The organism is Teredinibacter sp. KSP-S5-2, from assembly GCF_032773895.1.
Lineage (GTDB): Bacteria > Pseudomonadota > Gammaproteobacteria > Pseudomonadales > Cellvibrionaceae.
The window spans coordinates 1988333-1999889 of record NZ_CP120416.1 but is presented as its reverse complement, the minus strand read 5'-3'; the positions used below and the strand labels follow the sequence as shown (position 1 = coordinate 1999889).

7 protein-coding genes and 1 pseudogene are annotated in these 11557 nt (G+C 42.0%); 3 read left to right on the top strand and 5 right to left on the bottom strand.

Annotated elements, in window-relative coordinates; translation table 11 throughout:
• Positions 1-442: 442 nt before the first annotated feature.
• Positions 443-1483, top strand: a pseudogene (locus P5V12_RS09030) (IS481 family transposase).
• A gap of 180 nt (positions 1484-1663) precedes the next feature.
• On the opposite strand, the gene P5V12_RS09025 reads toward P5V12_RS09030, so the two are convergent.
• From P5V12_RS09025 to P5V12_RS09015, 3 genes are all read right to left on the bottom strand, one after another.
• A complete protein-coding gene (locus P5V12_RS09025) occupies positions 1664-3964 on the bottom strand; it encodes a glycoside hydrolase family 20 protein (protein WP_316957024.1) in 2301 nt (766 codons plus the stop codon).
• Positions 3965-4031: 67 nt separating this feature from the next.
• Positions 4032-5093: a Gfo/Idh/MocA family oxidoreductase gene (locus P5V12_RS09020; RefSeq protein ID WP_316957023.1), complete on the bottom strand. Its 1062-nt coding sequence runs from the start codon at positions 5091-5093 to the stop codon at positions 4032-4034.
• Positions 5094-5133: 40 nt separating this feature from the next.
• Positions 5134-6333, bottom strand: a complete 1200-nt coding sequence (locus tag P5V12_RS09015; RefSeq protein WP_316957022.1) for an MFS transporter — start codon at positions 6331-6333, stop codon at positions 5134-5136.
• A gap of 161 nt (positions 6334-6494) precedes the next feature.
• Between P5V12_RS09015 and P5V12_RS09010 the strand changes: the two genes are divergently transcribed.
• Positions 6495-7274, top strand: coding sequence for a GntR family transcriptional regulator (locus P5V12_RS09010; RefSeq protein ID WP_316957021.1), 780 nt, complete (start codon positions 6495-6497; stop codon positions 7272-7274).
• 731 nt (positions 7275-8005) lie between these two features.
• On the opposite strand, the gene P5V12_RS09005 is transcribed toward P5V12_RS09010, so the two are convergent.
• Complete coding sequence (locus P5V12_RS09005) at positions 8006-9499, bottom strand: trypsin-like peptidase domain-containing protein (protein WP_316957020.1); 1494 nt, start codon at positions 9497-9499, stop codon at positions 8006-8008.
• Positions 9500-9517: 18 nt separating this feature from the next.
• Positions 9518-10123: a hypothetical protein gene (locus P5V12_RS09000; protein WP_316957019.1), complete on the bottom strand. Its 606-nt coding sequence runs from the start codon at positions 10121-10123 to the stop codon at positions 9518-9520.
• Positions 10124-10920: 797 nt separating this feature from the next.
• Between P5V12_RS09000 and P5V12_RS08995 the strand changes: the two genes are divergently transcribed.
• Positions 10921-11502, top strand: a complete 582-nt coding sequence (locus P5V12_RS08995; RefSeq protein ID WP_316957018.1) for a hypothetical protein — start codon at positions 10921-10923, stop codon at positions 11500-11502.
• The last annotated feature ends 55 nt before the right edge of the window (positions 11503-11557 follow it).

Below are 11557 nucleotides of genomic sequence, written 5' to 3'. Positions count from 1 at the left end.
TTAAGAAGTTTTTTTAAATATTTTGATGTGGAACCTTTTGGGGTTCCCCCTATTAATAGCAAAAAGCCAGCTCTTGAAATTTTCACACGTACGTTAAACCAATCAATTGGTATAAGAACCAAATAGAAACTCTTTTTATTGCTCAATAATTAAGCCGAGCAATAAAGCTTTCCTAAGAAATACCAAAACAGACTGGTACAGTCTGATATTTTAGGCAGCACATTATTGAACGTAAGACCAACATCCCAAGATCAGAAGGTAGAAAATTTGTGAGGAAAAAAGAAAAGAAAAGAAAAGAAAAGAAAACTAATTTATAGACATATCTATACAATCATTTGTAAAAGTTCAGACCAGATCTGACACATCCTCTTGAAAAGAAGAGAGTTACCCGTTTTGATAAAGGTGTCGAATCTTTATATTTCAAAACAAAAGGTAACTCTCTATGCTACATACTAACAATCCAATCATTAAACACAAAGCCGGTTTGCTCAATCTTGCCGAAGAGCTAGGCAATGTATCGAAAGCCTGTAAAGTGATGGGCGTGTCACGAGATACGTTTTATCGTTATCAAGAGCTTGTTGATGAAGGCGGTGTTGATGCCTTGATTAGTAAGAACCGTAAAACCCCCAATATTAAAAATCGCGTCGATCCAGATACAGAGCAAGCTGTAGTCACCTATGCGATTGAGCAACCGGCTCACGGCCAAGCTCGAACCAGTAATGAGTTACGTAAGAAAGGTATATTTGTGTCTGGTAGTGGTGTTCGTTCTATCTGGGTGCGTCATGACTTGGAAAACTTTAAAAAGCGACTTAAAACTTTAGAAGAGAAGGTTACGAATGAAGGCATTATCTCATCTGATGACCAAATTGCAGCCCTGGAGAAGAAAAAGAACGATGATGAAGCTAGCGGTGAAGTAGAAACCGATCACCCAGGTTATCTTGCTTCTCAAGACACATTCTATGTCGGTAACCTTAAAGGCGTAGGTCGTATTTACCAGCAAACTTTTGTAGACACCTACAGCAAGGTAGCCTTCTGCAAGCTCTATACAACCAAAACACCAATCACTGCGGCAGATACTCTCAACGACAAAGTGCTTCCATTCTTCGTGCAGCAAGAGCTTCCTGTGCTACGTATCTTGACAGATTGAGGCACTGAGTACTGTGGTCGCGTGGAGCAGCATGATTACCAGCTTTATCTTGCCATAAATGATATTGATCACACCAAGACAAAAGCCATGTCACCGCAGACCAATGGAATCTGTGAGCGTTTCCATAAAACGATCCTAAATGAGTTTTACCAAGTTACTTTCCGTAAAAAATTGTACTCAACGCTGGAGGAGTTGCAAAAAGACCTGGACGATTGGCTAGATTACTATAACAATGAACGAACTCATCAAGGGAAGAAGTGCTCCGGCAGAACGCCAATGGAAACTTTGCTTGATGGTAAATTGATTTGGGCTGATAAGAATTTAACTCAAATCTAACCTAACAGACACCCTCAAAAAATGGGTAACTGTCAGATCAAGTCTGAGTCACTACAAATCATTGATAATTCCTTCCTTCTCTATACGTTAACGCGTATTGATAAGCACGGTGAATTTATTTCTCTGAAAAATAACGAACTATAAATTACTCCATCCTTGGAGACAGGGGAAGGTTAAAAATTAAAAAACTCGAATTTCATCAAAACTCACTGGAACTGGTTCCAGTTTCTCTCGTTCGGCACTCATTGCCAATCGCTTATTTACACCGACTACGCGAACATACCGGGCATTAACCGCATTGAACTCTATGGAGATAAGGTTTCCTTGATCATCAATCTCAGCTTCATATAGATGGGCGACCTTTTTCCATTCATTATTATCAGTGGATACCAGCACCTCAAGCTCTTGAGGTGGAAAGAGTTGTCGATACAAGCCCGCATCTACACCCAGTTCAACTTTTTCAACACTGGTTACTTTTTCCAAGTCAATAGCCACATCAATGCTTTCACCGTAGAACCCATGCCAGTAACCAGAGTGATAGATGCTGTCATGTTTGACTATGCCATCGGTTAGAACGTGTATTCCTTCGCTTTTTTCACCTGCAATGAACACAGTTTTGCCAAATGCTTTGTGCTTGACCAAACTCTGACGATAGTCACCATACAGCTCGCCTGTGGTTTTATTCTGCGCTACGGCTCTCACTGTGGCCGATTTATTTAGGCGTAGTGGCTTACTGTAGACTTTAGAATGAGCATTCGGCTTGCTACCATCTAACGTATACAAAATTCTGTGGTTTAACCCTTCAGAATTAAGAGCAACATCGAAACCTTTCCCTGGATGAGACATAACCTCTCCGGAAACATTGTAGATGCTTTTAGATGCATTAATATTCAACGTATCTAAGCGCTCGAAAAAACCATCCATTCTGCCAACGAAGTCTGGCCAGTTCCGATTGGCTTCCGACGTCCACAATACTTCCGCCAAAGCACTCATTCTCGGCGCAACCATATACTCCGCATGAGCAGGCGTTTTAACGTATTCCGTCCACAAATGGCCTTGCGCACCCAAAATATGTTTTCTTTGTAATTGATCCAGTTCTTCTGGTATCACTTGATAGTGATAAACATCTTTTATATCTAGAACTGTTCGCGGCGCCATAGGCTCATCTTGCGATTCAGATTGATACATATTGAAATACAAGTATTTTTGTTCAGCCATAATAACATTGCGGCCTTTGTTCGCGGCCTCAATTCCGCCTTCAGCACCCCGCCAGGACATAATGACAGCACTGTGCGCCACACCACCTTCCAACACTTCATCCCAACCTATGATTTGCTTGCCGTATTTCTGGGCAATTTTTTCCACCCTTCGAACAAAATACGCTTGCAAGTCATCATAATTTTCAAGTTTTTCCCTCTTCATCACCTTTTCGCATTGCGGACAGTTCTGCCACTGCGTTTTTTGTGCTTCGTCACCACCAATATGGATATATTCCACAGGAAATAATTCGGCGACTTCACTTAATACCCCATCCAAAAACTCAAACGTTTCTTCTGTCGGGCATAATGTTTGGAGAAAAATGCCAAAACGATCTTTAACTTCAAACTCTTTCTCCACACAGGCAAGATGCGGATACGCCGCCAACATGGCCGATGCGTGCCCAGGAACATCAATTTCAGGGATCACATCAATATGCCGCTCTTTGGCATAGGCGACGATTTCTCGAATGTCATCCTGAGTATAAAAACCTTCATGCGGCGTATTGTCGTAGAGGGCATTACGATCCAACGTAAAACCCACTACTGTTTTATCCCGCCTGGAGCCCACTTCGGTCAATAGAGGGTACTTTTTGATTTCAATCCGCCATCCCTGATCGTCCGTTAAATGCCAGTGAAAAGTATTCATTTTGTGTAGCGCAATCAGGTCAATATACTTTTTGACAAATTCCTTTGGGAAAAAATGCCGGGATACATCGAGATGCATTCCTCTATAACCAAAATCTGGTGCATCCTCAATCTCAACAGCAGGCACACGCCAAGAGATATAATTCACCGGATGCCTCTCTTCGATTTTCTCTGGAAGAAGTTGTCTTAAACTCTGCACCCCATAAAACAACCCATTCGGAGTTTTAGCTGAGATTTTGATGTCCGATTCGGTTACAGATAAGCGATACCCCTCGTCTTCCTTAACATCATCACTCAATGACAACTCAATATAACGCGTATCCGCCTCCTTTTGAGTGGTGATAACCAAAGGAAAACCTGTCGAAGGTCTGAGTATGGACGCCAAATAATCTGCCACACCCCTCTCGACTTCACTACGTATGTAAATACCTGTTGACCACTTAATGTGGAAATACCCATCCAACGTTTTAATTTTATTCGGCTTGGGAATAATATTAACCACTTCTACACTCTCCGATTTTGCTAAAGCAACATTAGCCAAAAATACAAATAAAAACGCAAAAAACCTCAAAAACATACCATCACCCTAATATTTATGATTTTTCTTACTTTAAAATACAAACAAATAACAGCATGACGCCTTCTTATAGATGTACCGTTGTGCCGGTACGAAGCGCTTTATCTGCTGCCAAAACAATTCGTAAACTATTCACCGCATCGTACATATGTTCACTTAAATCCAAATCTTCCCGTATCGCTCGCAATAAATACTGCTGTTCTAAACTGCAGAGCTCGTCATGGTCAGGCTCGCTACTGGTATCAATGAATTGATCTTTCCTTGAAAAATTACCCGCACTATCAAGTTCGCTATAGTGAACTCGTAAAGCACCGGTTTGCGTATGACCGTCTATATCCTGTGATTCACCTTTATTCTCATCCACAATACTGACGCTGCCGTTAGGACCGATAACATCTTTAATAAAGAAAGCGGTTTCACTCATCATCGGCCCCCAACCCGCTTCGTACCAACCAACCGAACCGTCATCAAAAGTTACTTGAAGCTGTGCATAGTTGTACATTTGCTTGTCAATTTCATTGCTTAAACGCGCCCCCACTGCATTCACCAAAACAGGTTTGGCTTTGGTCATTAAGCACATAATATCCAGATAATGAACGCCACAATCGACAATGGGCGATACACTTTTCATTAACTGCTTGTGGGTTTGCCATTGCGCGCCATCACTTTGTTGATTTAGATTCATGCGCATAACCAGAGGTTTGCCCAGAGTCTGCGCTTGCTCAACAAACAGTGTCCATGCCGGGTGCACACGCAAAATGTACCCAACCACCAGTTTTCTATTTTTAGCTTTTGCTAAAGCAACAAGTTCTTCTGCTTCTTCGACGGTTTCAGCAAGCGGTTTTTCAACAAATACATGCGCCCCTGCGTTGAGACTTTTCCGAACATACTCAGCATGTGTATCGGGGTAAGTATTAATCGACACAACGTCAGGTGTGGTCTGCAATAAGGCTTCATCAAAAGAGTTAAATGAAGGAATGCCACCAAGCTCTTGAGATAATTTTTCACGCGATTCTGCACCACGAGACACCAACCCTATAAGATTAAACCCAGCTAGGTTTTTGTAAGCACGGCTATGAGACGCCCCCATATTGCCGCATCCCACGACAAGAACATTCAAATCTTTCATATACCACCTATAGAAATATACTGGTCGATTGTATTTTTTATTAATCGATATTTTCTTGCTGCTGTAAAAAGAACTTCCAGAAAAACAGTGCGACAACAATGGATATACAAGCCGGAACAAGCCAAATGGCTTGCCAGTCATAACCTGCATCTGTTGAGAAGTGAGAAACCACAATGCCCGATAATAACGTCCCCAAAAACATACCCACGCCATAGGTCATTTGCGTCAATAAACCTTGGGCAGAATTAATCAGGTGTTTCGGAGCATAGTTGTTGACATATATTTGAGACGCAACAAAAAAGAAATCGTAACAAATGCCATGCAGCAGAATCCCCATCAACATCCACGGATAAAACGCCTCTGCAGAGAAAGCGAAAAAGAGATATCTGGCCGCCCAAGCAAGAATCGCAACCAGTATTACGTACTTGGCTCCCCACCTTCGGAAAAAGAAAGGGAGAAGCAACATACATACAATTTCAGACACTTGCCCCAAAGTCATCTTGGCTGCGGCATATTCAATGCCTGAGTCATTCATAAACAAGTTGGTAAAGCCGTAATAAAAAGACAGAGGAATCGATGTTGCGAGCGAGCAAAGCATCAAGACTAAAAATGCCCGATCCTTCAACAAACTAAGGGCATCGAGGCCCAGCATTTTGCCAAGAGGTGGTAATTGAGTGTGGGTTTTGCGGGCTTTAGCCTCGGGCAAAAATACACTGACAACCACCATTAAGCAGGATAACCCGGCCGCGATATACATGGGGTAGTGCGTTACTTCCAACTTCAATGTCGAGACGACCCACCCTATCGCTATCCAACCCACGGTACCCAACACACGAATCCTGGGAAACTCTGATTCAGGGTTTGGTAAGTGTTCCATCGTAATGGAATTAGTCAGCGCAATGGTTGGCATATAGCAGAGGGCATAGATTAGTACTAAGGCGTAAACCCCGGTGTATTCATCTTGGTTAGCAATGAATACCAATAACAGCACACCGATCAAATGCAGTATTGCCAGAACTTTTTTTGCTGGAAGCAGGTAGTCCGCGACCGTACCAATTAAAATGGGGGAAATCATCGCAGCCACAGCAAATGCACCATATACCAGACCAATTTGTGTTCCCGTAAACTGGAGTGTCTGCCCCAAATATGCCCCTAGGGTGACATACCAGGCCCCCCATATGGCATATTCAAGGAACATCATTACCTGAAATAATGTATTTGAGACTTTTATCGATCCCATTAAAATGTGCTCTTCTTAAAGAACTTAGCAAAAACGTTGCCTCTAAGTGGTACTACATACCAATCATCCAATGCAGAATAACCAATTGGCAGCTAAATAATACCACTTGCAAGAAATTGGTATTATATATTCACAAAAGTTAAATAAAGGCGAAGGTAGAATTGAGCACAGACAACCGCATCCTTGATGTACTAAAAAGCAGGCTAAACGACGACCTTCCCACGCCACTTTACATCCAGATAGACCAGTGCCTGAGAAGCGCCATCGATGAGGGATTGATCGCTGACGGCGATAGCCTTCCCTCCGAGCGCGCCGTCGCCGAGCGTCTTGGTGTATCAAGAGTCACCGTAAGAAAAAGCATTGAACGCCTTGAAAAAGATGGATTTTGTCGAAAAGTTCGGGGGTCAGGCACCTTTATTTCTGCCCCCAAAGCCTCTACCGAGCCTGAAAACAGCGAATTGCCCCGCTCCTTTTGTTCTTTGAAAGGTTTCTCGGAAGATATGCGTCAACGGGGGGCAACCCCCAGTGCACGCATGATCGAACGTTATGCCGGCCAACCTACGGCTGAGGAAGTATTTTCGTTGGGGCTACAGGGAGAATCCGTGTATCGCTACACGCGTTTAAGATTTGCAGATAATCAACCGGTTGCGATTGAAGTCTCAAGTATACCTCCTGAGGTATTACCCTCGCTGGAGTCCGTATCTGATTCCATCTATGCCGCATTACAAAAGGCAGGACATAAACCCTCGCGCGCCTTGCAACGAACCACCGCCTGCGCCCTGAACGCAGAACAAGCCGCGCACCTGCAAACTGAAGAAGGCGCACCGGCGCTCTATATTAGACGGATCACCTACAACCAAAATAACCACCCGATTGAATACACCTGCTCCTACCACCGCGCAGACAAGTTTGATTTTGTTGCTGAGCTTATATCCGAGTAATTATTTCTCAAGTAACGTTGGTGTTAGAAATCAACACTTATAACAACGTTACCGCATATTGTTATCACGATTGATATAAACCTTGCATGATTCGCTCAAAAAAAGTGTGCTGTATATTACTGTTGCCCCAGGAGTATTTTCTTTAACATAACCTATAGAGTGTCCCCAACAATTGTTAGCGAGATCAACACCGCACAATGCAGGAGAATCGGACCACCAAGCACTTGCCCCATACCACCATAAAATGTTTGAGATGAAGAACTAAACACCCTGATTTGTGTGCCACCAAAGGCAGCAACAGGCAATATGAATAAAAGAACAATAAAATATTTAATTATAAGGACCTCAAAACAATGATTACTGCATACATTGCAAAAATGTGATTCTGATTATCACTATGGCAGATACCAACAAACCTCGAAGTAATTCTAGAAAACTTAAAATCCGACAGGATAGATTACATATCATCCCGACCAATTAGTTCGGAATTAACTCGAATCTACACTAGATCACACACCAGACTACCACCAACACTCTTTTAATTCTTAGTTAAGACATGCTTCTTATTTATTTTACGAAACTACCCGGACAACTATCGTTCCACTCCGAACGTTAGAAGTCGTGCAGCACGCAAGTTCGCATATAATTAATAGCGGCCGTATTTATATACTTGCGCCACATGCGACAAAACAGTCAATTCATCTTTACGTGGCTGTCTCCAATTATTTACGCTAAAGCAATTGAAATACCGGCGTGTCCAACCAATCAAATATGCTTTCATATACTGACTTATTTTGAGTATCAACCGAACCGCCTGGCTCAACCATTCCACGCACAAACGTACTTGCAGAATTCACATTAGAAATATCCTTGATGTTGAGTCTTTTAAGAGCATCATCAATCGGAATAAGATAATTAATATTGAGAGAAGCTCCTTCTCTCGTCATCAATGAAGACACTGCAATTGCAACAAGATGGCCCTTGTTATTAAAAACTGGACCACCTGAATTACCAGGATTAATCGCGGCATCTGTTTGGATGAATTTCATTCCTCTCATGCGCCGCTCTGCAGACATTACGCCGGATGTTACTGTGTGACTAAGACTCACATCCAGTGGTGTACCTATTACATAAAGCTGATCACCCTCTGAAACTCGCTCTTGGCTAATTTCAACAGAAGAGAGAGAAGAGCTTGGTTCAATTTTTAATAGAGCAACGTCCCTTGCTTCGTTTTTCTTTACAAGCTCTGCCCTTAGGGACTTGCTACCTATTCCAATTGTGACACTATTTTCATCTCCAACCACATGTGCATTCGTTAGAACATACCCCCCCTTAGCGATAACTACTCCACTACCGTGACCACCAGTTGTTTTAACGACAACAGTGCGCTCTTTTAAACTTTCAACATTTTTCTTGAATGAACCAAGCTTTCCGGCATAAGATAGATTGAGCGAGAGGCTGTTCGATTCTAATTCCTTTTCGCTGATAGTCACATCATCCATGGACCCGACCTCGTCAACGAAAAATTGGTCTGACAATAAATTTTTTACGGCTACATCTAACGCGCTATCAAAGCTTATAGCTTGTCCATTAACAACCGCCGGAGCATCGATACCATGATGCGACCCCTTCGAGTTAAACGTCTTTCCTTCTTCTGTAGCTAGAGGATCAATTAATGTCCATTCAATATTCAAATAAGTGCTATTTTGAGATAACTTTCTCGAGGCATCCTTCACACACCGATTAATAAACACTTTTTTAAATTTTGCGACGACTTCTAGCTCACCTTCCTCACGAACCGGATCTCCTATTCTTGCCATATAACCATTTTCTTCCATAGTTTTCACAAACTGAATACCGATTTCGTGACGATCAAATTTAAGATCACCTTGAGTCCAGAATATATCTACAGGGTTCCCACACACCACTCTTCCCATCAAAACATTTCTCAAATTGGCTTCGGGGATATCAAGGGTTACTTCGCTTAATACTAGTGTTCTACTAGGACTGCCATTGGAATACGGAATTGGTTGTTTTTTTGTGACTCTAGTGACCGAATACTTATCATTTACCTTAACCGACTCACCATTAGTCGACCCACTTGTATTCTTTTCACCAAAGTGTACTTTTCCATCATCATCTACCCATTTATAGATTTCTGCACTGATATTCGGAGAACACAATAATGCGGTTAGATACACAGCAATAAGCGGCATGGCCTTCATAGTTTCCATCCTCATCTTTTAGTCCCTCCCTCTTCTCAAAAAGAAAAATACACCAACAGAGATCAAAACAAAGCCTAGCAACGCTCCCCGTTTAATGGTTCCATCCGGATAAGGTGAAAAAGTTAGCACAAGAGCCACACCCAAAAAAACGCAAAGAAAGTCTTTTAATCGAGGAGCAATATACTGAAAAGAGGTTCGAGGAGCATATTGCCTCACATTTAAGTTCCTCATTTTCTCCCTAAGAATAGCCGCGTCTGAAGGCATCTCTTCCTGATCAGGAATACTCTTTGGCGTATTGTCTGGCTCTTTAGCCACGAGGGACAACCTATCTATGCCGCTAGATTTGGCCTTCGCAGGAGGGGCTGAACCGGTTTTAGATGAAGAGGTTGATGTTACCTCAACGGCGATTTTCGCAACCACACCCAAGTCCGCAAGTTTTCTAACAAATGATTCCGCAGCTTGCTTAGATAAGTTCTTTTTTATTTGTATGCTTTTGCCAGAGAATAACCGTTTGATCTGCTCTGGTGAGGCTCTCATTGCTTTTTGTAAGTTGACTTGCACGTCCTTGCGCAAATAGCCTTCGGCCACTTCTCCTGAAAAGATAACCTTAAATGAATCGTTCATATACCCTCTTATCAGATCTTCCCACAACAAATACTATCAGATTAACGCTTTTTAGCTTCACAATATCAATGTCTTATATAGTGTATCACTGCTGCATTTTTCCAAGACGCAAGACATCCTGCCTTAAGTTCCGGTAATGCGAAAGCTTCGTTCTATTATTCGCGTACGAACTCATGTCGCGAATAAGCTCTGGTATCGCTGCTCACCACAGATAGCTTCGATCACCTTATTCAAAACAGTATTACAGCCTTACTAGCTCTACAACTACAAAGCTGCATAAAATATCAACCATATCACTGTTCTAATCCACTTCACGCCACAGGTAGCACTGCTTTCTTTTGATTTTTAAAAATCTTCATCAGTATAATTATTGACCTCAAAACCAGCTTACTTACGTTTAATCAGGCTCGTGTTTTTCGTTCCAGACTTATTGCACTGCATCGTAGCTCACCTTCAAATCCTCAATAGCACGATGACTAAGATTGAAATGATGTTATAGCCAAACTGTACGTTAGATAATCTCGGCAGAAAAACGGTAGCCCTTGCACATATTCATCGCTCAATTATCCTTCCTGCTAAATTTATCTTTCAGCACTGACGATTGCGCTTTCTCTCCAACTCATGTCGGTATAATTTACAGGATTACGCAACCAGACCAACCAATAGAATAAAAATAATACCCTTTAAAAACAATAGCTTAGAGATAAAACATTTAACATCCACTTATGGCATATAGATTGCTAAAAACCGCTTTGAATCTCCAAATTATAAAGGTCAAAAAGGACATTTTACTAGATATGAAAAACTTATCTAAATATTTCAGCGTGTTAACTTTTATTTTTGCATCAATTTGTTCCGTTAGCACACAAGCCTTACTTATAGAAAACAACGATAGCTACAGTGGTTCTATTCAAATTCAATATGCCAGCCCAGTAGGTCAAAGTTTTAACGCCACCGATACTGACATAGGTAGTGTTGGCATATACATTGTCAACTACAATCAATGGTACAATGATCTAACTATAACTATGAGCTTGTACTCTGGTGTGGGGGATTTTTCATCCGATGCGCTTCTTACGAGCAGCGAAATAAACTTAACTCACAACTACATTGGCTGGGTGGATTTGGATGTAAGCTCCCTTTTGTTTGACCTGGGTTCGAATTACACAATTGGCCTGACTAACAATACAGCTCAGAGGGGCGTGAGACGAACATATAACGACTACGCTGAAGGCACGACTTATTACTCCGGCAGTCCGTCTTCACAAAGTGATTTAACGTTCAGAATTCGGCCTGGAAACCTAGTCAATGTCCCCGAACCTGTCTCTCTTTACTCTTGGCTTGATTGCGTTTGGTCTAACGAGGAAAAGATTGAATAAGTAAGTTTGAGGAAAACGCTGACCGCGGCCGAATACCGCGGTCAGCGTATAAAAA

What these genes read in the sequence shown, in the direction of transcription:
- P5V12_RS09005 (WP_316957020.1), bottom strand. Translation starts at nt 9,499, where the DNA reads ATGAAGGCCATGCCGCTTATTGCTGTGTATCTAACCGCATTATTGTGT.
- P5V12_RS08995 (WP_316957018.1), top strand. Translation starts at nt 10,921, where the DNA reads ATGAAAAACTTATCTAAATATTTCAGCGTGTTAACTTTTATTTTTGCA.
- P5V12_RS09020 (WP_316957023.1), bottom strand. Translation starts at nt 5,093, where the DNA reads ATGAAAGATTTGAATGTTCTTGTCGTGGGATGCGGCAATATGGGGGCG.
- P5V12_RS09000 (WP_316957019.1), bottom strand. Translation starts at nt 10,123, where the DNA reads ATGAACGATTCATTTAAGGTTATCTTTTCAGGAGAAGTGGCCGAAGGC.
- P5V12_RS09015 (WP_316957022.1), bottom strand. Translation starts at nt 6,333, where the DNA reads ATGGGATCGATAAAAGTCTCAAATACATTATTTCAGGTAATGATGTTC.
- P5V12_RS09025 (WP_316957024.1), bottom strand. Translation starts at nt 3,964, where the DNA reads ATGTTTTTGAGGTTTTTTGCGTTTTTATTTGTATTTTTGGCTAATGTT.